Raw genomic sequence first — 21,972 nt, forward strand, 5'->3', positions numbered from 1 at the left:
CTACAGGAAAACGCATGCCCCTGTAGGAGTACCGGGGTTCATGACGAACAGCTGATCTCCAGGTGCTTGCCCCACTCCGGCGGTCGCTCGGCATAGGCCTGCATTCCGGGCTGTTCCTCGAACGGCTTGCCCAGCACCTGGTGCAGCCGCCGCACTTCACTGTAGTCGCCGGCCTCGGCTGCTTCGATGGCCTTCTGCGCCAGGTAGTTGCGCAGCACATACAGCGGGTTGACCGCATGCATGCGCTCGCGGCGCCCTTCTGCATTGCCCGCTTCGCGCGCGCAGCGCGCCTGGTACTCGGCGCCCCAGGCGTCGAAACCGGCCAGGTCGATGAAGTCTTCCCGCACCACCTGCAGGGCCTCGGCCACGGGCTGCTCGCCCAGGTGGCGGAAGAACAGGGTGTAGTCCACGCCGCCCCGCTGCATGCACTGCAGCAGGCGCTCGACCAGCGCCATGTCGTCGTCCTCGGCAGTGGTCAGGCCCAGGCGGCGGCGCATCAGGTCCAGGTAGTGCGCCTGGTACAGCGGCAGGAACAGCCCCAGTGCCTCCTTCAGCGGCTCGACCTCGATCACCGTGGTCAGGGCCTGGGCCAGCGCGCTGAGGTTCCAGTGGGCGATCGGCACCTGGTTGGCGTAGCTGTAGCGGCCCCGGTCATCGGAATGGTTGCAGATGAAGTTGGCGTCGAAGTCGTCGAGGAAGGCGTAGGGGCCGAAGTCGAAGGTGATGCCGAGGATCGACATGTTGTCGGTGTTCATCACCCCGTGGCAGAAACCATAGGCCTGCCAGCGGGCGATCAGTTCGGCGTTGCGCTCGACGATGGTACGGAACATGGCCAGGTAGGGCTGCTCGGCGTCGCGGCACTCGGGGTAGTGCTGCTCCAGCACATGGTCGATCAGCACCCGCTGCTGTTCCGGTTGCTTGGTGTAGTAAAAGTATTCGAAGTGGCCGAAGCGCACATGGCTCTGGGCCAGGCGCAGGAGCATGGCGGCGCTCTCGCGGGCCTCGCGCCATACCGGGGTGCTCGAGCCGATCACGCACAATGCGCGGCTGCTGGGAATGCCCAGGGCGTGCAGGGCCTCGGAGGCGAGGAATTCGCGGATCGACGAGCGCAGCACGGCGCGGCCGTCGCCCATGCGCGAATAGGGTGTCTGGCCGGCGCCCTTGAGGTGCAGGTCCCAGTGCTCGCCGGCCTCGTTGAGGACTTCGCCCAGCAGCAGGCCGCGACCATCACCCAGGCGCGGGTTGTAGGAGCCGAACTGGTGACCGGAATACACCATCGCCCGTGGGTCGGCCTCTTCCCAGAGCTTGTGGCCGCTGAACAGCTCGGCGAACACCGGCAGTTCGGCCTGGGCCGGGTCGAGGTCGAGCAGGGCCATGGCCGACTCGCTGGCGACGACCAGGCGTGGATCAGCGATCGGGTCGGGCAGGACCTGGGTGGAGAAGGCGTCGCCGAGCTGAGCGAAGCGGTTGTCGAAGGTGAGTTGGTCGAGGGACTTCACGGGGCCTGCTCCTGGAATCGGTGCCATTGGGGCCGCTGTGCGGCCCTTTCGCTGGCAAGCCAGCTCCCACAGGGCATGTCATCAGCTTGTGGGAGCCGGCTTGCCGGCGATCGAGGGCAAAGCCCTCGCCTGCATTCTGGAGGGCATGCCTGTCGCAGTCCACTCAACTCGGCGGCGCGCTGTCCGGTTTGCTGTCCATCGGGATCAACTGCTGCTTGCCGCCCTTGGTATCCATGAGGAACACCTCCATCTGGCGCACCGAGATCTTGATGTTGTGCGCCTTGAACTCGCGGTTGATGTAGCGGTTCAGTTCGTCCAGGGTCGGGTTGCGGTCGCCCAGGTCGCGCACATGCATGCGCAGCTCGTGGTCCAGCGAGCTTTCGCCGAAGTTGAGGAAGTACACCAGCGGCTCCGGGTCCTTGAGCACCCGCGGGTTTTCGTGGGCGCCCTTGAGCAGCAGGTCGCGGACCAGGTCCAGGTCCGAGCCGTAGTCGATGCCCAGCTTCAGCGTCACCCGGGTGACCGTGTCGGTCAGCGACCAGTTGATCAGCTGGCCGGTGATGAAGGTCTTGTTGGGGACGATGATGTCCTTGCGGTCGAAGTCGGTGATGGTGGTGGCGCGGATGCGGATCTTGCTCACCGTGCCGGACAGGTTGCCGATGGTGATGGTGTCGCCGATGCGCACCGGGCGCTCGAACAGGATCATGATGCCGGAGATGAAGTTGGCGAAGATCTCCTGCATGCCGAAGCCAAGGCCCAGCGACAGTGCAGCCACCAGCCATTGCAGCTTGTCCCAGCTGACCCCGAGGGTGGCCAGGGTACTGACGATGCCGACGCCGGCGATCACGTAGGACAGCAACGTGGTGATGGCGTAGGCGCTGCCCTGGGCAAGGTTCAGGCGCGACAACACCAGCACTTCGAGCAGCCCCGGCAGGTTGCTGGCCAGGGCCACGGCGATACCGGCGATGACCATGGCGCCGAGCAGGTCGCCGAGGCTGATCGGCACCATGCTGGCCGCCGCGCCGGTGCCGCTGCTGTACTCGTAGAGGGTGATGTTGTTGAGGTAGGCGAATACCGTGATCAGGTCCGCCCATACCCAGTACAGCCCGCCGATGAAGCCGCCGAGCAGGGCCAGGCGGATCAGGCGCAGGGACTGCTGGTTGACCTGCTCAATGTCCAGGGTCGGTTCCTCGACCACCACTTCGCCGTCTAGCCCTTCCTTGGCCGCCTGGCGCTTGCTCAGGGCGCGCTGGTAGGCCAGGCGCCGCGCCGCCACCGACAGGCCGCGCACGAACGCGGCCTCGATCACCAGCCAGAACAGCAGCAGGTAGAGGGTGTAGATCAGCCGGTCGGTGAGCTTGAGGGCGGTGTAGTAGTAGCCGAAGCACACCGCCACGAACAGCGCGATGGGCAGGGCGGTGAAAGCCACCCCGACGGCCTTGCGGAACAGCGAGGTGTTCTGGTGCGCCGGGCTGCTCAGCAGCAGGCGGCTGAGCAGCCAGGCCATCAGCGCATAGCAGGTCAGTACCACGCCGATGCCCAGCACGTCGTCGGCCAGGGCCGACGGCTGGTGCTCGGCCACCGCCACCACGCCAACCAGGGCCAGTACCACGGTGCCGAGCCGGCGTACCCAGCCGCGCAGGAACTCGACCTGCGGCTTGTGCCAGCGGAAGTGGATCTCGGCCACGCCGCCCGGGGCGAGGATGCGGTAGGCGGTGTAGAACACCAGCCAGGCCTGGGCGATCTGCCACAGGGCGGCGCCGAGGTTGGCGTTCTGCCCGCGGGCGTCGAGCTGCAGGGCGTAGCTGCCCAGGGTCAGGGCCAGGGCCACCGGCAGGGCCAGGAGGATGTTGATCAGGATCGCCTGGGGCGTGTGCCATTGGCTGTCGCGCTTGAAGTGGCCAATGTCCTGGTGGACCTTGCCCAGCCGTCGGTACAGCGCCTTGCGCCGCCACAGCAGGGCGCCGATCACCAGGATCAGCGGCAGGAACAGCAGCGGCTGCTGCACCAGACCGTCGCCCAGCTCCTTGATGCCGGCGCCCCACGGCAGGCTGGCCACCTGGTAGGTCAGGCGCTCGGGCACTTCGCGCAGCCACTGCCAGTCCAGCGGCTTGTTGCTGGGGATCCAGAACATCTGCTCTTCCAGCGTGGTGCGCAGGTTCTGGGCGGTGCTCAGCAGTTGTTTTTGGTTCAACTGCAGGGTGATGCACTCGTTGAGCAGCGCCGACAGTTCGCGGTTCAGCCGTTCGAGCAGGTCGCCGCGGGTGATCGCCACTTCCAGCAGGGCCTTGCGCAGTTGCGGGGTGACGTCTTCCTCGGGCTGGCTGGCCAGCAGCTTGTCCACGTAGTTGGACGGGCTGCTCATCTGTTCGCGCTGCTGGTTGACCTCGAACTGGTAGAGGCGGATATCGGCGATCTGGTCGGCCAGGTCGCGGTCGACCTTCAGGTGCGGCAGGGCCTGCTTCTGCTTGTAGAGGATCTTCGACAGCAGCAGGCTGCCCTTGAGCACGTTGATCTGCTCGTCCAGGGCCTGGTCGGCCTGGGTAAGGCTGTCGAGCTGCTGCTTGGTGCGCAGGTTCTGCTGGGTCACCTCGTTGAGGCGGTCGGTGCTGCGCAGCAGGTAATCGGACAGTTGCAGGTTGGCGGTGCTCTCGGTGGCCAGCAGGTTGCTGCCGCCGGCCTTTTGCGCCTCGATTGACTGGCGGGTGACGGCCTGTTGCGACTGGGCCAGGCGCTTTTCGTTGATCAGCGTCTGCAGGTCCTGTATTTCCTGTTCCTGGCGGGTGGCGCGCTCGATCAGCAGGTCGTGGCGGGCGTTGCCCAGGTCCTGCAGCACGCTGTTGCCGGCCAGTTCCTGGCGGCGCAGCAGGGTCAGGGCGTTGAGCGAGGCCAGTTCGGCGTTGAGCTGGTTGCGCTGGTCGGCGTTGATCGACTTGCCGTTGTCCTTGCCGCTCTTGAGGCTGTTGTTGATCTGCTGGACGCGCACCTGGTTGCTGCTGATCTCGGCCTGGGCGCGTTCAGGGCGGGTCTGAGAATTGATGATCAGGCTGTTGGCCTCGGACAGCGCCTTCTGCAGGTCGCCCTGCTGGGTGCTGCGCTCGCTGAGCATCTGCTCGAGCTGCGGCACTGTCAGGCTGGCATAGCGCTGCGCCACCGGCAGGGTGGGGCTGGCCTTGAGCTTGATCAGCTCGCGCTGGCTGTCGCGGATTTCCTGGGGCGCGCTGGCCAGCTGCTGCTTGAGGGCTTCGAGCTTCTTTTCGCTCTCGTCGCGGGCGTTGAGCAGCGCCAGGGTCTGCTCCAGCACCTGCTGCACGGCTTTCTGCTCGGTTTCCGGCAGCTTGCGCTCGGCGATCTTGCTCAGGCTGCTCTGGATGCCCGGGGTGGTCGGGATTTCCACCGCGCCGGCGGCGAACGAGAGGGTCAGGCACAGCCCCAGCAGGGCTGCACGGCAATGGTCACGCAGGGACATAGGCAGAGTTCTTGTGTTACGCGGCAAATCGGAGTTTAGAGGAACAGCCCGGGTCCGGGGCGGGTACCTTCGGGGAATCTGACGCCCACTTTCTGGATCTTGTTCCCGTCCATGACCGCGACGGTCCAGATCGTGCCGTGCCATTCGATCTGGTCGCCTACTACTGGCGCGCCTCCGACCTTCTGTCGGATGAACTGCGCCAGCGGCATTTTCGCGTCCAGGCCATCGAGTTTCAGGCCATACAGCGCGGCCACCGCGCCCAGCTCGGCATCGCCTTCGAGGACGAAATCGCCGAAGAAACGCAGGTCCAGGCCACGTTGCGGCGCCTGGCTGAACAGCTTGCCCAGCGCCGGCAGGTTATGTTCGTGGCCGATCACGCAGAGCATGTCGCCGACCTCCAGCACGGTGCTGCCCGACGGGTGCAGCAGTTGCTCGCCGCGAAACAGCGCGGCGATGCGCGTGCCCTCGGGCATCTTCAGCTCGCGCAGGGCGGCGCCGATGCACCATTTCTCGGCGCCCAGGCGATAGACGAACAGCTCCCACTCGCTGGTGACGTGCACTTCGAGCGCGGAGCGGGAAATCGGCGCCGGGTCCGGCGGTACCGTGACCTTCAGCAGCTTGGCCATCCACGGCAGGCTGGTGCCCTGCACCAGCAGCGACACCAGCACGATGAAGAAGGCCAGGTTGAAGAACAGCTGGGCCTGGGGCAGCCCCGCCATCAGCGGGAACACCGCCAGGATGATCGGCACCGCGCCACGCAGGCCGACCCAGCTGATGAAGCCCTTCTCGCGGCCATGGAAGGCCTTGAACGGCAGCAGCGCGGCCACCACCGACAGCGGGCGCGCGACCAGGATCATCCACAGCGCCAGGCCCAGGGCGGGCAGGGCGATGGGCAGCAGGTCGTGGGGCGTGACCAGCAGGCCGAGCACCAGGAACATGCCGATCTGCGCCAGCCAGGCCATGCCGTCGAGCATGTGCAGGATGCCGTGGCGGCTGCGGATCGGCCGGTTGCCCAGCACCAGGCCGCACAGGTACACGGCGAGGAAGCCGCTGCCGTGCAGGGCGTTGGTCAGGGAGAACACCGCCAGGCCGCCGGCCACCACCAGGATCGGGTACAGGCCGCTGGCCAGGTTGATACGGTTGACCAGTTGCAGCATCAGCCAGCCGCCGCCCAGGCCCATCAGCCCGCCGATGCCGAACTCGCGCAGCAGGTGGGTGAGCAGGCTCCAGTGCAGGCCGGTCTGGCCGCTGGCGATCATGTCGATCAGGGTGACGGTGAGGAACACCGCCATCGGATCGTTGCTGCCCGACTCGATCTCCAGGGTGGCGGTGACCCGCTCGTTCAGGCCCTTGCCGCCGAGCAGCGAGAACACCGCCGCGGCATCGGTGGAGCCGACGATGGCGCCGATCAGCAGGCCCTGGATCAGGCTCAGGTCGAACAGCCAGGCGGCGACCATGCCGGTCAGGCCGGTGGTGATCAGCACGCCGACCGTGGCCAGCGACAGGGCCGGCCACAGCGCCACGCGGAAGCTCGCCACCCGGGTGCGCAGGCCACCGTCGAGCAGGATCACGGCGAGTGCCAGGTTGCCGACCAGGTAGGCGGTCGGGTAGTTGTTGAAGATGATGCCGCCACCATCGACCCCGGCGAGCATGCCGACCGCGAGGATGATGACCAGAATGGGGATGCCCAGGCGTGACGACAGCGAGCTGACCAGGATACTGGCCCCGACCAGCAGCGCGCCGATCAGGAACAGACTGTTTATGGTGCTCGCATCCAAAGGCAGGTACTCCGGGACAGCGGGAAATAAGACTTGCAGCATGAACTAGCAGGTCACGTGCCAATCGATTCTAACCTGATGAATTGGCAGGCTGTAAAGCGTTTCTGCATATGAAAAAAGGCACCTCGAGAGGTGCCTTTTCAGGTGTTGCGTGAAGCTGTGGGTGGGCTTGCCCCGCGATGGCGCCCGTCAGGACAGTGGCGTCGCCAGATCCTACGCCATCGCGGAGCAAGGCCCGCTCCCACAGGTGCCGGTCAGGCCTGCTTCACTTCACGCATCGGCTTGCCCTTCACTGGTGCATCGCCCGCCACGTAGTACTTGGCGGTGCTGCGCGGCAGCGGCTTGCGGCCACGGATCTTGTCCGAGATCTTCTCGGCGATCATGATCGTGGTGGCGTTCAGGTTGCCGGTGATGATCAGCGGCATGATCGAGGCGTCGACCACACGCAGGCCTTGCATGCCGTGCACGCGACCTTCGCCGTCGACCACTGCCATGTCGTCGGTGCCCATCTTGCACGAGCAGGACGGGTGGAAGGCGGTTTCGGCGTGCTCGCGGATGAACTTGTCCAGCTCTTCATCGGTCTGCACGTGGGCGCCCGGGCTGATCTCGCGACCACGGAACGCGTCCAGCGCCGGCTGGGCCATGATTTCACGGGTCAGGCGGATGCCGTCGCGGAACTCCTGCCAGTCCTGCTCGGTGGACATGTAGTTGAACAGGATGCTCGGGTGCTGGCGCGGGTTCTTCGACTTGGCCTGGATGCGACCACGGGCCGGCGAGCGCATGGAGCCCATGTGCGCCTGGAAGCCGTGCTCTTTCACGCCGTTGGAGCCGTTGTAGTTGATCGCGACCGGCAGGAAGTGGTACTGGATGTTCGGCCACTTGAACTCAGGACGGGTGCGGATGAAACCGCCGGCCTCGAACTGGTTGCTGGCGCCGATGCCAGTGCCGTTGAACAGCCACTCGGCGCCGATTTTCGGCTGGTTCCACCACAGCAGCGACGGGTACAGCGACACCGGCTGGGTGCAGGCGTACTGCAGGTACAGTTCCAGGTGGTCCTGCAGGTTCTCGCCGACGCCCGGCAGGTCGTGGACCACCGGGATGTCGAGGCTTTCCAGCAGGGCGCGCGGGCCGACGCCGGAACGCTGCAGCAGCTGCGGCGAGGCGATGGCACCGGAGGAAACGATGACTTCCTTGCGGGCACGGGCTTCGACGCGCTCTTCGCTGTCACCCACCAGGTAGGTCACGCCGATGGCACGCTTGTTGTCGAACAGCACGCGGTCGCTCAGGGCGTGGGTGACGATGGTCAGGTTCGGGCGCTTCTTGGCCTGGTCCAGGTAGCCGCGGGCGGTGCTGGAGCGACGGCCGTTCTTGGTCACCGAACGGTCCATCGGGCCGAAGCCTTCCTGCTGGTAGCCGTTGAGGTCTTCGGTGCGCGGGTAACCGGCCTGCACGCCGGCCTCGACCATGGCGTGGAACAGCGGGTTGTTGCCGGCTTTCGGCGTGGCCACGCTGACCGGGCCTTCGCCGCCGTGGTAGTCGTTCGGGCCGATGTCGCGGGTTTCGGCTTTACGGAAGTACGGCAGGCAGTCCAGGTAGGTCCAGTCCTCGAGGCCCGGCAGTTCAGCCCAGCCGTCGAAGTCCATGGCGTTGCCACGGATGTAGCACATGCCGTTGATCAGCGACGAGCCACCCAGGCCCTTGCCGCGGCCACATTCCATGCGGCGACCGTCCATGTGCGGCTCCGGATCGGTCTCGTAGGCCCAGTTGTAGCGGCGACCCTGCAGCGGGAAGGCCAGGGCGGCCGGCATCTGGGTGCGGAAGTCGAAGCGGTAGTCGGGGCCACCGGCTTCCAGCAGCAGCACGGTGACGCTGGCGTCTTCGGTCAGGCGGGTGGCCAGGGTGTTACCGGCCGAGCCGGCACCGACGATGATGTAATCGAATTCTTGGGACATGAAAAGTACCCTCGTTGGCGGTGGTCAGGGAGCGCAAATGCCCGTGCGCGAAGGCACGGGCGTGGCTAAACGGGGTTTAGAAAACCGAGTTGTAGCCGCCCAGCTCGACCTGGACCGACTTGATGCGAGTGTATTGAGCCAGCGAGCTGACACCGTTCTCACGGCCGACGCCCGACTGCTTGTAACCGCCAACCGGCATTTCGGCCGGCGACTCACCCCAGGCGTTGATCCAGCAGATGCCCGCTTCGAGCTTGTGGATGATGCGGTGGGCGCGGCTGATGTCGTTGGTGCAGACGCCGGCGGCCAGGCCGTATTCGGTGTCGTTGGCGCGACGGATGACTTCTTCCTCGGTCTCGTAGCTGAGGATGCTCATCACCGGGCCGAAGATCTCTTCCTTGACGATGGTCATGTCGTCGGTGCAGTCGGTGAACACGGTCGGGGCCACGAACGCGCCCTTGGCGAAGTCACCGTCCAGCAGACGCTCACCGCCGCACAGTACGCGGGCACCTTCTTCTTTACCCTTGGCGATGTACGACAGCACGCTTTCCATGTGCTGGAAGCTGACCAGCGGGCCGAAGTTGGTGTTCTCGTCTTCCGGGTTGCCGGCACGGATGCGGGCGACGCGCTCGGCGATCTTGGCTTCGAAGGCGGCTTTCATCGCAGCTGGGATGAACACGCGGGTGCCGTTGGTGCAGACCTGGCCGGAGCTGTAGAAGTTGGCCATCATGGCGATGTCGGCGGCCTTGTCCAGGTCGGCGTCGTCGCAGATGATCAGCGGCGACTTGCCACCCAGTTCCATGGTCACTTCCTTCAGCGAGGAGCTGGAGGCGCTGGCCATGACTTTCTTGCCGGTGGTGGTGCCGCCGGTGAAGGAGACTTTCTCGATGCGCGGGTGCTCGGTCAGCCAGGTGCCGACTTCGCGGCCGCTGCCGGTCAGGACGTTGAACACGCCATTCGGCAGGCCGGCTTCGGTGAAGATCTCGGCCAGTTTCAGGGTGGTCAGCGAGGTGACTTCCGACGGCTTGAAGATCATCGCGTTGCCGGCGGCCAGGGCCGGGGCGGATTTCCACAGGGCGATCTGGATCGGATAGTTCCAGGCGCCGATACCGACGGTCACGCCCAGCGGCTCGCGACGAGTGTAGACGAAGGACGATTCGCGCAGCGGGATCTGCTCGCCTTCGATGGCCGGTACCAGGCCTGCGTAGTATTCCAGCACGTCGGCGCCGGTGACGATGTCGACGTAGCGGGTCTCGGAGTACGACTTGCCGGTGTCCAGGGTTTCCAGCATGGCCAGCTCGTCGTTGCGCTCGCGCAGGATATCGACGGCGCGGCGCAGGATGCGCGAACGCTGCATGGCGGTCATCGCCGCCCAGACTTTCTGACCGCGCTCGGCGCTTTCGACGGCTTTTTCGACGTCGGCTTGGGTCGCGCGCTGCACATGGGCGAGGACTTCGCCGGTGGCCGGGTTGATGGCTTCGAAGGTGGCGTCGCTGCCAGCGTCGACGTAAGCGCCATCAATGTAGAGTTTTTGCGTTCCGAAACGGGCCATAGTGTCCTCGCAAGTGCAGTGTGTGGTTGGCTGCCGCGTCACGCTCCTGCCGGTTGGCTGGTCGCTGCGCGCGGCTGTTCAGAGGCCTGGTCGGTTGTGCCCAGGGACTGCTGTTTCGCCAGTTGTAGATCCATGTATTCGTAAGCGATGCGTATCGCCTGGTCGGTGTCGAATGAATCCCCCGACAGGGCGCCACGCAACCACAGGCCGTCGATCAGGGCTGCCAGCCCGCGGGCAGCCTTGCGCGCATGGTAGAGCGGCAGGACGCGGCGGAACTGACAGCACAGGTTGGAATACAGGCGGTGATCGTTGATCCGCTGCAACCTGTGCAAAGACGGCTGGTGCATGCTGGAGGCCCAGAAGGCCAACCAGGTTTTCATTGCCGGGCCATTCACCTGGCTCGCATCGAAGTTGCCTTCGATGATCACCTTCAGGTGGGCACGCGGGCTGTCGTCCGTGAGTGCCTGACGACGCGCGATCACACCCTCGTTGAGCATGTTCATGATGTGGCGCATCGTCGCTGCGATCAGGCCGTTCTTGTCCTGAAAGTAGTGACTGATGATGCCGTTCGACACGCCGGCCAAACGGGCAATCAGCGCAATGCTGGCATCGCCCAGTCCGACCTGATCGACCGCCTGCAATGTGGCTTCGATCAACTGCTGGCGGCGGATGGGTTGCATACCGACCTTGGGCATCTTGCTATCTCCTCAGGCCTGCGGGCAGACGACGAGCGGCTGCCTCGGCGAGGCCAGTCTATTTTGTTTTGATTGAACGTTCAATCAATAAAGAATAAGCTCTGCGACAATTTGTGCCATTGACAGTTTTTCAGGCCGTCAAAGGGACACGAATCGACACCCCAGGAAATCGTGTAACCCCCGGAATACAAGGCGTTGACGGGCATGAGCGATGCAAAGGACAGATTCTGCCGAGCGGTCACGGACTGCGCGGTCGGCCCTTGGAGCGGGCCAGGTGGTCTGTGGCGAATGCGCGCACCTTCTGCTGAGTGCGTGGCAAGGCGACAGGCGGCCGGTCTGTTTTTTTTGCAGCGTTTCGATTCGGGATCACGGTTTCCAGGTGCCTTTTATAACACCTTGCGCAGTAGGGCTATTGCACCAATTGCGCGGGACATAACTGTTTAGCCTCCACTGCCGCACTGCCCGGAGCATTCGTGCAATGAGTTCTGCCTCCCTGACAACCCCCCCCGCCGAGCGGGTACGGGTCAACCGCGTGGTGTTCTACACCTCGGCGCTGATGATCCTCGTTCTGACTGCCCTGCTGATCGCTGTCCCCGAAGCCGCCGGCCAGGCACTGGGCGTCGCCCAGAAATGGCTGACCCGTACCTTCGGCTGGTACTACATGCTGGTGATCTGCGGTTACCTGCTGTTCGTCGTCTACCTGGCCTTCTCCGACTACGGCAAGCTCAAGCTTGGCGGCAAGGACGACACCCCCGACTTCAGCTACGGCGCCTGGGCCGGCATGCTGTTCTCCTCGGGCATCGGTATCTCGCTGCTGTACTTCGGTGCCTCCGAGCCGCTGGACCACTACTTCAACCCACCAGAAGGCACCCCTGCCAGCCTCGAGGCCGCGCGCCAGGGCTTGCAGCTGACCTTCCTGCACTGGGGCCTGCATGGCTGGGCGATCTACGCCTTGGTCGGCTTGGCCGTGGGTTACTTCGCCTACCGTCACAACCAGCCGCTGGCACTGCGTTCGGCGCTGTACCCGCTGGTCGGTGAGCGTTGGGTCAAGGGTGGCGCGGGTCATGCCGTGGACATCTTCGGCATGTTCGTGACCCTGCTGGGCCTGGTGACCAACCTCGGCATCGGTTCGATGCAGGTGGCCTCGGGCCTGGAATACCTGTTCGGCATGGACCACAGCAAGACCAACCTGCTGGTGGTGATCCTGGTCATGGCGGGCGTTGCCACCGTGGCCGCGGTGTCGGGCGTGGAGAACGGCATCCGTCGCCTGTCCAACCTGAACATCCTGCTGTTCAGCGGCCTGCTGATCTTCGTGCTGCTGGCCGGCAACACCCTGCACCTGCTCAACGGCTTCGTGCAGAACATCGGCGACTACCTCAACGGTGTCGTGCTCAAGACCTTCGACCTCTACGTCTATGAAGGCGACAACGACAAGTCCGAGCGCTGGCTGGGCCTGTGGACCGTGTTCTACTGGGCCTGGTGGATCTCCTGGGGCCCGTTCGTCGGCATGTTCATCGCCCGTATCTCCAAGGGCCGTACCGTGCGCCAACTGGTCAGCGGCGTGCTGCTGATCCCGCTGGGCTTCACCCTGGCCTGGCTGTCGATCTTCGGCAACACCGCGCTGGACCTGGTGATCAACCAGGGCGCCGTGGAGCTGGGCAAGACAGCGCTCGAACAGCCGTCGATGTCGATCTACCAGTTGCTGGAGTTCTTCCCGGCGGCCAAGATCGTCATCGGTGTGGCGGTGTTCGTCGGCTTCGTGCTGTTCCTGACCCCGGCCGACTCCGGCGCGGTGATGATGGCCAACCTGTCGTGCAAAGGCGGCAAGGTTGACGAAGACGCCCCGCACTGGATGGTGGTGTTCTGGTCGGTGGTCATCACCCTGGTCACCATCGGCCTGCTGTTCGCCGGTAACTTCGAAGCCATGCAGACCATGGTGGTACTGGCCGGCCTGCCGTTCTCGGTGGTCCTGGTGCTGTTCATGTTCGGCCTGATGAAGGCCATGAAGCAGGACGTCGCGGTCGAGAGCGAGCGCGCCGAACTGGCCGCCCGTGGTCGTCGCGGTTTCAGCGAGCGCCTGAGCCAGCTGGACCTGCAACCGACCCAGGCTGTGGTGCAACGCTTCATGGACAAGCAGGTCAGCCCGGCGCTGAAGGAAGCCGCCGAGCAGCTGCGCACGCTGGGCTTCGAGGTCGAGACCCGTGTTGGCCAGTCGCGCAACATGATGGGCCTGCGGGTGATGATGGAAGAGGGCAACCCGTTCGTCTACGAAGCCAGCCTGGACGGCTACATGGCCGCACCTAGCGAGGCGCCGGTCGAGGGCGAGCCGGAAGTGCGCCAGCGCTTCTACCGTGCCGAGGTGTATCTGCACGACGGCAGCCAGGAGTACGACCTGATGGGCTTCACCCGCGAGCAGATCGTGCGTGACGTGCTCGATCAGTTCGAAAGCCACCGCCAGTTGCTGGGGCGTGTGTACAGCTGATCACGGCTGAAGTGAGCGAGGGGCCCGGCGCGCAAGCGTCGGGCCCCTTGTCGTTTCGGGTGGGCAATATGTAGTGCCTGCTCCGTGCGGGGGCGGGGGCATGGTGGCGGCTCATCCATGAGCGGAGCCCTTGCATGAGCAATACCTCGACCCAGATCTTCGACTTCAAGAGCGCCGTTGCCAGGCAGTTCGCAGACCGCCCGACCCTGCGTCAGGTTGTGAGTCGGCAACTGCTGCAAGTACTGCTGACGGAGCTGCCCTGGCTGGCCTTCGTCGAGCCAGCGTTGGAATCAGCCGATCCGCTGATCCTGGACAGCCCCGATCCCGAGACCGAGTACTGGACCACCGCCCCGCTGGTGGATGTCGTGTTGCAGGCGATGCTCGACGGCACACCGTTGGACCTGGAGGCTCTCGACGGGCGCCATCACAACCTCGGCCTGGCGGGGCTGCACCGTTTCCCCGGCTCGCACAATGCACTGGACACGCGTCGCCTCACGGGTATTTCTCCGGCGCTCAACGCATTGCCGGCAGCAGTGATCGAGCACTTCTGCCAGGCTCAGGTCGACTACTGGCGCGAGCCGGGCAGCTCAGGCAAAAGTCGCGACAGCTGGTTTCAGCTGGTGTTGAAAATGGCGCTGTTGCGCAATCTGCCGCTGCATGGGCTGGACGACCAGCAGCAAGCCTGTGTCCGAGGCTTGATCCGCGGCGGCGATGACCAACCTTCGGTGTTCGTCGTGGAGGCGAAGTTGACCGCGGACGGACAGCAGTACCCGCTGATGCAGCCTGGCTTGCTGTTGGCGGGAGAGTGGGATGAGCGTGAGGTCGTGCTGTGGTGCGCGCCGTCGAGCCAGGTCAGGGCCTTCGCGTCGCTGGACGATTTCGCCCTGGCGCTACGGGATGAGCTTGCATCGCATTACCGGTTCACCGCCATGACCTGGGATCGTCACGAGCTCGAAGGCAATGTGTTCGCCCAGCTGGGCGCATTGTTGCTCGGGCATATGCTCGAGCGTATCGGGCAGCTGCGCCTGCACGGATTGACTCTGGCCCGGCTGGAAGACCTGTTCGCGGATCTGAGCGACCCTGCGCAGTGGTTCGTGGGCGGCTACTTCGTCGAAGAGGACAGTTCGCCTGCGGTGCCGCCAGGCATAGGCCTTGCGTCGGCGAGCGACAGCTTTGCCTGTCAGTCGGGGTTGTTGGACCTGGCCCTGGACCAGGCTGACGCAGAAGGTGTGGCGGCCCTGGACGGCGTGCTAGAGCTGCGGGCCTATGCCCGTCAGCAACTGCGCAAGCAGATGCTCGAGGACTATCCATTGGAGGCCAACTATTTCCCCGATGAGCTGGTCCTGGAACTTCAGGTCGGCAAAGGCATGCCGGGTGGTGCAGGCATTGGCAGCGGTGGTGGAGAACCTCTGGTGTCGATGGGCGAGATGACCCTGACCGAGTTCGCCGTCGCCAACCTCGGCGCCCTGGGCGATGCCACCATCAAGCGCATCAGGCACGCCAACGATCAATTGATCGCGTCCTGGATGAACGCCGCGTATCTGAAGAGGCTCGTGCAGGCTGTCGACATCGGTGGCCGCTATCCTGCTTACGTGGCCAATGCACTGGACGATCCGGCGACCCGCTCCGAGCGTACCCGGCGTTTCGCCCGGGAATGGCGCCAGTCCTTGCGGTTCACCGCCCTGCAGGCAAAACTCGATCGCAAGATTACCGAAGCAGGCCTGCAGCGCGTCCTCGACCTGTGCAAAGGCAGCTTCGACGCGGCGCCGCAATCCGGCGGGTTGATACCGCTCGCCTTCAAGCGGCAGCAGTCATCGGCTCGCTACGATCTGGTGCAGGGGATGTACGTGCTGTTTTCAACGGCGCCTCCGCTGGTGCTGCTCTACCGCCCGCTCTATCAGGCCGATCCGCTGCGCCAGTATGCCGATATCGACACGATGATGGCGGCGATTCGCACATCGGATACGTTGCAGCAGAGCATCCTGACCTGGATGGACCCGGATGTTCGCCCGGTCTATGACAACGGTGGATTTGCCGAGCCACACATCACTCATGTCGGTATCGACCCCTATCAGTTGCCCGAGCGGCCAGGTCCGGCCCTATTCGACGCGCGCCTTTGGTTGAGTGATGTGGACGAGAAACTCTATGCCGCGAACCGGGCGTTGCTGGTGACCCTTGCCGAACGCCAGAGCACATCCAATACCGAGCAGCGTTGGGCGACCCTCGGAAAAGGCGCCTGGCTGCTGTTTGACGTGGCCACCTTGCTGGTCAGGGGGCCAGTGGCCACTGTGGCCTGGCTGGTACAGACCCTCGCCAGCCTGCAGGGTGACGGCCAGGCCCTGGAGGGGGGCAGTGAATTCGAACGGGAGGCGGCCACCGTCGATCTGCTTGTCAACCTGGGCATGACGTTGCTGCATGCTCGGCTGCCACGCGTAGAAGTGGCTGGGACGGTTTCGACGCTCGATGCCAATGTGTTCGATGGGCGACCGGCGCAGGAGGGTGGCCATGCGGCAGCCAGGGTCAAGCCGACGCGAGGCAAGGTGGGTATGCCGGGACCGCTCGCCATGCAGGAAGGGCTGGCTATCGACTTTTCCTGGCGGGGCAACCAGGGGTTCAACTGGCTGGCTCCAGAGCAGCGCAAGACGTTGATGGCGATGCGCTCGAGCGTCGTGGTGGAGGGGTTGTCACCTTCGTCGTCAGGCTTGTATGAGATTGGCGGTCAACAGTATGTCGCCATGCTCGGCGAGGTGTTCTCCGTGCAAGTGGCAGATGGAGAAGTCAGGGTCATCGATGCGGCCCGGAAGATGGGGCCGTGGCTGGTGTTCGAGCAAGGCGCCTGGCGAATCGATTCCCGCTTGCGCCTCAGTGGTGGCATGCCGAGGGAGCGCCTGGCGCAACAGTTTGCCAAGCTGCAGTCGACCACCGACAGTCTGAACGACAAGGCCAATGTTGAAATGAAGGAATTCCATCGGCTCACGGGCGAGGTCATCAAGGCCGAGGAGCGGATCAGGCACCTGGGGAGGTTGAAGGCGGAGGAAGCGCGTCGGCGGCTGGTGGCCGAGCAGAACAAGGACGACACATTCGACATGGCCAGATCCGACAGGATCATGGCTTCCTACGAGCAGCGATATGCCGTGCACGACATCGAGCAGGACCACCTGCGTCTGCAGGCAGTCGTCCAGGCTGAGCTGGTGGTGCGGCTGGATCGTGAGCAGTGCGACATCCTGCAGTCCATGCTCGAACCCAAGTACGGCAGCTACCGAAAAGCGGGGTTCTCCCAGACGCTCCAGTTGCAAAGAGAGACGTTGATCGCCGGGCTGATCCGTAACAGCGATTTCATTCTCAGTGAGTTGCAGCACCTGGCGAATTTTCCGCGGATGAATGAATTGGCCGCGCAGTTCGACGCGGGTGTGGGAGCGCAGGTACGTCAGCAGTACCGGCAATTTCGTGCAGAGCTTGCAAAGGTCATAGAGATTCAGGAGCGCATGCTGGTCGCCCAGGGCGCTCTGGACGAGTTGCTTGCCGGCGTGCCGGACGAACTGAATCTTGGCCTGGGTGGCATGCAGTGGACGGTTGGACAAGTGGTCGCCAAGCGCAGCTTTACCACCATCGACCTGCGCTTTCACCACGCCCTGAATCTGGCCGACCTCGCGCTGCACCTGGATGGCGGTCAGCGCCAGTTGTTCAGGTACCGGGAAGACCTCGCAGCCGACACGCTTCGAGGGGCGGCCACCGCTCACGGTGAGTCACTGATGTCGAGCCTGGGCGTAGCCGACAGGATCAGCATTCTCCAGCAAGCCTGGGACGCCTATGCAGCGGCGATCATCAACGCCCTGCACCTGGAACGCACGGGCGGTGCCCTGGTCGAGGTTGACATGCTCCAGCGTTACCGGACCCACATGCAGTTGCTCAAGGATGATGCCGGACGCCGTCTGGTGGATGCGCTCGCCGAGCAGGATGGCGTACTGACAGCGCCCAGGAGAGTGCCTTATCCGAGGACGGCGGCGCCCCAGCGCGCGTTACGCAACAACGACGGTCTGTTGGTCATTGCCACGCAAGTGGAGGGAAAGACGGCGTGGGAGGTTCAGGATCCGCTCGGCAAGAAAGCCCTGCAGGTGTTTGACCTGAAGGATGGAGAGTGGCTCCAGCGTAAGGAGACAGTCGAGGAGCCGCCAGTCGAGGGCGAGGCTGAGGATGTCGAAGGGCTCTTGTCATCATTGCTTCAGGATAACGAGGATGTGCTCGCGATCGCCGAGGCCTATGTGAAGGATGACGTCAGCGGTCAGGCCCTGGAGCGCTTGTTGAAGCGCCAGATCGACAAATTGCAGGGCACGGCTGCCGTGTTGGCCGGGCAGGGCGTGAGTGAGGTGCGCAGCGCACGTCTGAGCGCCGCTGTGACGGATCTCGAGGTGCAGCGGACCCGCCTGCTGACGGAGCTGTACGGCAAGACCCGCTACCCGACCGCGCAGGGCTTGCGCTTCCTCCATGATCAGGGGCTGCTCAAGGTGGATTACGTGAGGCGGGACACGTCAGTCACGACCAGTCCCTTCGACGAGTTCAGGATCACTCTCCTGAACGCGCCAGGAGCAACGAAGGGCCGAAGCCTCTGGGCGGCGCATTTCCATCTGGCATCACAGTCCGCACCGTTGGAGGCGTTCACCCATGGGCATCTGAAGGTCTGGAGCCAGCGCTTCATGGGTCGGCAGTACGAAGCGGTCAGTGGTGAGCGGGTGCACAGGGGGCGGCTGACCTCGGCCGATGTGGTGGGAATCATTCCCCTGAGCTGACGGAGCGGCCCTGTCTGCGAACAGGCAGGGCCCTGGTTCATTGCTCCTGCGCGGGCAACAACTCGCGGTGAGTCGACGCCACCTGCCTGTCGAGGTCGATGGCGCGGCTACAGAGTATTGCCGGCAGCCGCGATGCCTGAATCACCTGGGTGGGTGTCAGGGCGCGGCGGTAACCGAAGTCGCTGTTGCAGTCCATCCGATCCGCGGCGCCGTACTTCACCAGATAGTGGCTCAGGTAGGGTTGCTCGGTTTGCCATTCGACCATGACATGGCCCTGCTCGTGACGATCAAGGCTGTAGCGGACTTGCGGGTGCCCCGCCGGAATCACTTCGACGGGCAGGCTCAGGGCGTTGGCCAGCAGCGCCGGGAAGGGGCGCTGCTCAGGCGATTGCACGCCGACCAGGCACAGGTAGTAGCGGCCAGGCTCGCTGCCGATCGGGTCGTCGATGCGCCGTTCGCTGGCGGAGATTGTGCCGCTGTAGCCAACCGCGTCCTCGCACTCGAGCGCGTCGCGTACCTGCTTGTAGCGGTAGCGCGGTGTATCGATGTTGAGGGTCAGGTCCCAGGTGGCGGCCGATAAGTCGTTGCCAAGTCGCCTGAGCAGGCGGGCCGGTCCTTGCTGGGTGATCTGGAAGCCGGGCAGCAGGGCGCATTGTTCGAGGCTCAGGTCGGCGTGGCCCTGGTGAAAGCAGCCGAGCACACGTTGGACCGGGATGGCGTAGTTGTTCTGCGTTGCACCGAAGGGCACGCTGTTGACGACGCTGACCAGGTGTCCGCTCGCCAGGTCTATCACCGCGCTGCCCGAGGTACCTTTGCCGCTGCTTGGGCAGTCGTTCACCTTGAGCTTGCGCCAGACCCAGGGAAACTCGGTCACGCTGGTCTGGTTCCGCTCGCGGCATTGGGCCGCGCGCAGTCCTGAGTCTGGCCTGCCGGCCTCACCTACCATCACTACCGCGCTGCCTGGTGCTGGGCTGGGGCCCAGTGACAGTGGCTGGATGCCTGTGGCCATCACCTGGGCGAGGCTGGCGTCCAGTTCCAGCAGCGCCAGGTCGCTGCCCTGCATGCTGCTCCAGAGCGTGCGCTTGAGTGCGAAGCTTGGGCGCGAGTTCGGGGTGTCGGCGAAGAAGTTGAAGGTGATCGTGCCCTGGGCCGGCTGATGCTGGATGATCCGGCCGTTGCGGGTGTCCAGGCAGTGGCCGCTGGTCAGCAGGTAGGCGGGACCTGTCGTGGTTGACTCAGGGCTGCGGCTGTCGACCAGAGTGGCGATGCACTGGTCGCCGCTCGCCAGATTCAGGCGGCCGATACCGCTCAAGTGGGCGTGCTCGCCGTGGGCATTGTCCAGCAGTGTCGGCGTATCGGTGGTGTCTGCGAGTGTTGTGGTTGCGGCCCAGGGCATGGCCAGGGCAAGGAGAGCGGTGGTTAACGTCGGCATCGGTTGAGTTCCTGTGTGGATGACCGATTCGAGCGTGCCTGCGGGGACGGGGCGTCAGGTGGTGCTTATGGATATGCGCGGAACGGTGGCTGTGGCGGCATAGGTATCACCAGCGTGGGAGCGGGCTAGCCCGCTCCCACGCTGGTCTGGATCGGGCGACGCCTCAGCGATTGCTGTAGCGGCCCTGGTGTCCATGGGCGGGCATGGCCTGGTTGCCGCGTTCGGCGATCATCTGGTGCAGGCTGATCAGTTCGATGCCCTGTGCTTGGAGCCGGGGAATTTCGCGGCTCAACACGTCCAGCGTCTGCGGGTAGGGATGGCCGATCAGTACCGCCGACCCCTGCTTGCGGGCCTGGGCAATGCCTAGCTGCAGCTGTCCGCTGATCGCCTCCGTGGTGCGCACGTCATCGAGGAACACGTCCCGTGAGACATGGGCCAGGCCAACCGCCTGGGCCTCGGCCGCCGCCACGGTGGCGGCGCTGGTGCGGCTGTCGACGAAGAACAGGTGGCGGCGTTGCAGTTCTTCCATCAGCCAGCGCATTGGTTCGCGCTGGGCGGTCATGCGGCTGCCCATGTGGTTGTTGATGCCGGCGGCGTAGGGCACCTTGGCCAAGGCGGCGTCCAGGCGCCGGGCCAGTTCCTCGATCGCTGTGCCGGGGTGCCAGGCATAGGGGCCGGTGGCCGGATCCATGGGCATGTGCAGGATCACCGTGCGTCCGGCCTTGTGGGCCTGGCGGGCGAAGTCGGTGGCGTGCGGGGTGTCGGGCATGATCGCCAGGGTGACCGGCCCAGGCAGGGCGAGGGTGCGGCTGTCACGCTCGCTGCTCTGCCCCAGGTCGTCGATGATGATGCTCATGTAGGCCTTGCCCGGCGCCGCCTGGGCGGTACCGAGCATGAGGCAGAACAGCGCGAACAGCAGGTAACGCATGGGAAGCGGTCAGTCGCCCTTGGTGATGTTCAGGCCCTTGAGCAGGCTTAGCGCCTGGCTGAGCTGGAAGTCGTTGTCCTGCGGGCGATCCTTGCGCTTGCTGCTGCCGCTCGGTCGGTCGGCGCCGCCGTTGCCGTTGCCCAGGTGACCCTGCAGGTCGGCTTCCTTGAAGTTGTCGTTGTCGGCCTCGGCGGTGAGCTTGGCCGGACGCACCTCGATGTCCGGGACGATGCCCTGGGCCTGGATCGAGCGGCCGTTGGGGGTGAAGTACAGCGCGGTGGTGAGCTTCAGCGCACGGTCGTTGGCCAGTGGCAGCACGGTCTGCACCGAGCCCTTGCCGAAGCTGTCGGTGCCCATCAGCACGGCGCGTTTCTGGTCCTGCAGGGCGCCGGCGACGATTTCCGAGGCCGAGGCGCTGCCGCCGTTGATCAGCACTACCAGCGGCACGCCTTCGCTGGCATCTGCCGGGTCGGCGGAGTAGCGCAGCTCGGAGTTGGCGATGCGGCCCTTGGTGTAGACGATCAGGCCCTTGGTCAAGAAGTGGTCGGCCACTTCCACCGCCGACTGCAGCACGCCGCCGGGGTTGTTGCGCAGGTCGAGGACCACGCCGCGCAGCTTCTTGCCGTTGTCCTTACGCAGCTTGGCCAGGGCCTTGCCCACCTCGTCGCCGGTCTTGACCTGGAACTGGGTGATGCGGATGTAGCCGTAGTCGTTCTCCAGCAGCTGGCTCTTGACGCTCTTGACCTGGATCACCGCGCGGGCCAGCGTCACGTCGAACGGCGTGCCGCCGTCGCGCACCAGGGTCAGGGTGATCTTCTCGCCGATCTTGCCGCGCATCTTGTCCACGGCCTCGGTCATGGTCTGGCCACGGGTCGGCGCGCCGTTGATCTTGACGATCAGGTCACCGGCCTCGATGCCGGCGCGGGAAGCCGGGGTGTCGTCGATGGGCGAGACCACCTTGACGAAGCCGTCTTCCATGCCCACTTCGATGCCCAGGCCGCCGAACTCGCCGCTGGTGCTTTCCTGCAGCTCCTGGAAGTCCTCGGGGCCAAGGTAGGCCGAGTGCGGGTCGAGGTTGCTGAGCATGCCCTTGATGGCGTTCTCCAGCAGGGTCTTGTCGTCGACAGGCTCCACATAGGCGGCCTTGATGCGGTCCATGACCTCGGCGAAGGTGCGCAGTTCTTCCAGCGGCAGGGGCGCCTTGGCGGTCACCTCGGTGGCCGGCACCGCAGCCGGCTTGGCCGCTGGCTTGGCCGGCTCGGCAGCAACGGCCAGGGGCGCGCCGATGACCAGGGCAATGGTCAGGGCCAGCTGGGTGAGGCGAGGCGAGTGCAGCATGTCGAACGAACTCCTGATCCTGTTGGTGCTCCCGTCGGGAGCATCGGTGCCGCCGTTTCGTGG

The 21,972-nt window shown here is 64.9% G+C and carries 11 protein-coding genes; 2 read left to right on the plus strand and 9 right to left on the minus strand.

The annotated features are described in order from the left end of the window. Positions 1-38 precede the first annotated feature (38 nt). The 6 genes from selO to betI form a co-directional block, all read right to left on the minus strand. Complete coding sequence (gene selO / locus HU751_RS10120) at positions 39-1,499, minus strand: protein adenylyltransferase SelO (RefSeq protein ID WP_186732483.1); 1,461 nt, start codon at positions 1,497-1,499, stop codon at positions 39-41. 163 nt (positions 1,500-1,662) lie between these two features. Then, positions 1,663-4,968: a mechanosensitive channel MscK gene (mscK, locus tag HU751_RS10125; RefSeq protein ID WP_186732484.1), complete on the minus strand. Its 3,306-nt coding sequence runs from the start codon at positions 4,966-4,968 to the stop codon at positions 1,663-1,665. A 35-nt stretch (positions 4,969-5,003) separates the two neighbouring features. Further along, positions 5,004-6,746, minus strand: a complete 1,743-nt coding sequence (locus tag HU751_RS10130; RefSeq protein ID WP_186711977.1) for a potassium/proton antiporter — start codon at positions 6,744-6,746, stop codon at positions 5,004-5,006. Between the two features lie 254 nt (positions 6,747-7,000). Next, the gene (gene betA, locus HU751_RS10135; RefSeq protein ID WP_186732485.1) at positions 7,001-8,698 is read right to left on the minus strand and encodes a choline dehydrogenase; all 1,698 of its coding nucleotides are present in this window, start codon (positions 8,696-8,698) and stop codon (positions 7,001-7,003) included. A 76-nt stretch (positions 8,699-8,774) separates the two neighbouring features. After that, on the minus strand, positions 8,775-10,247 hold the full coding sequence (gene betB, locus HU751_RS10140) for a betaine-aldehyde dehydrogenase (RefSeq protein WP_046853877.1): 1,473 nt from the start codon (positions 10,245-10,247) through the stop codon (positions 8,775-8,777). Between the two features lie 38 nt (positions 10,248-10,285). Then, entirely contained in the window at positions 10,286-10,942 is a 657-nt protein-coding gene (gene betI / locus HU751_RS10145) for a transcriptional regulator BetI (protein WP_186732486.1), read from the minus strand. Between the two features lie 478 nt (positions 10,943-11,420). Here betI and HU751_RS10150 point away from each other — a divergent pair, with 478 nt between their 5' ends. Together HU751_RS10150 and HU751_RS10155 are read left to right on the plus strand one after the other, a co-directional pair. Continuing rightward, a complete protein-coding gene (locus HU751_RS10150) occupies positions 11,421-13,424 on the plus strand; it encodes a BCCT family transporter (RefSeq protein ID WP_050707305.1) in 2,004 nt (667 codons plus the stop codon). A 134-nt stretch (positions 13,425-13,558) separates the two neighbouring features. Further along, positions 13,559-18,211 carry a dermonecrotic toxin domain-containing protein gene (locus HU751_RS10155; RefSeq protein ID WP_186732487.1) on the plus strand — a complete coding sequence of 1,551 codons (4,653 nt, stop codon included), beginning with the start codon at positions 13,559-13,561 and terminating at the stop codon, positions 18,209-18,211. 37 nt (positions 18,212-18,248) lie between these two features. Here HU751_RS10155 and HU751_RS10160 read toward each other — a convergent pair whose 3' ends face one another. The 3 genes from HU751_RS10160 to HU751_RS10170 all read right to left on the minus strand — a co-directional run bounded on the left by HU751_RS10160 (position 18,249) and on the right by HU751_RS10170 (position 21,909). After that, positions 18,249-19,643 (minus strand): trypsin-like serine peptidase, encoded by a 1,395-nt coding sequence (locus HU751_RS10160; RefSeq protein WP_186732488.1) that lies wholly within the window; start codon positions 19,641-19,643, stop codon positions 18,249-18,251. A gap of 163 nt (positions 19,644-19,806) precedes the next feature. Continuing rightward, complete coding sequence (locus tag HU751_RS10165; protein WP_186732489.1) at positions 19,807-20,571, minus strand: divergent polysaccharide deacetylase family protein; 765 nt, start codon at positions 20,569-20,571, stop codon at positions 19,807-19,809. Positions 20,572-20,580: 9 nt separating this feature from the next. Continuing rightward, a complete protein-coding gene (locus HU751_RS10170; RefSeq protein ID WP_062572581.1) occupies positions 20,581-21,909 on the minus strand; it encodes a S41 family peptidase in 1,329 nt (442 codons plus the stop codon). Positions 21,910-21,972 lie beyond the last annotated feature (63 nt).

Source organism: Pseudomonas peradeniyensis (assembly GCF_014268935.2).
Lineage (GTDB): Bacteria > Pseudomonadota > Gammaproteobacteria > Pseudomonadales > Pseudomonadaceae > Aquipseudomonas > Aquipseudomonas peradeniyensis.

What these genes read in the sequence shown, in the direction of transcription:
- HU751_RS10170 (WP_062572581.1), bottom strand. Translation starts at nt 21,909, where the DNA reads ATGCTGCACTCGCCTCGCCTCACCCAGCTGGCCCTGACCATTGCCCTG.
- HU751_RS10150 (WP_050707305.1), top strand. Translation starts at nt 11,421, where the DNA reads ATGAGTTCTGCCTCCCTGACAACCCCCCCCGCCGAGCGGGTACGGGTC.
- HU751_RS10165 (WP_186732489.1), bottom strand. Translation starts at nt 20,571, where the DNA reads ATGCGTTACCTGCTGTTCGCGCTGTTCTGCCTCATGCTCGGTACCGCC.
- betA (WP_186732485.1), bottom strand. Translation starts at nt 8,698, where the DNA reads ATGTCCCAAGAATTCGATTACATCATCGTCGGTGCCGGCTCGGCCGGT.
- HU751_RS10155 (WP_186732487.1), top strand. Translation starts at nt 13,559, where the DNA reads ATGAGCAATACCTCGACCCAGATCTTCGACTTCAAGAGCGCCGTTGCC.
- HU751_RS10160 (WP_186732488.1), bottom strand. Translation starts at nt 19,643, where the DNA reads ATGCCGACGTTAACCACCGCTCTCCTTGCCCTGGCCATGCCCTGGGCC.
- betB (WP_046853877.1), bottom strand. Translation starts at nt 10,247, where the DNA reads ATGGCCCGTTTCGGAACGCAAAAACTCTACATTGATGGCGCTTACGTC.
- mscK (WP_186732484.1), bottom strand. Translation starts at nt 4,968, where the DNA reads ATGTCCCTGCGTGACCATTGCCGTGCAGCCCTGCTGGGGCTGTGCCTG.
- betI (WP_186732486.1), bottom strand. Translation starts at nt 10,942, where the DNA reads ATGCCCAAGGTCGGTATGCAACCCATCCGCCGCCAGCAGTTGATCGAA.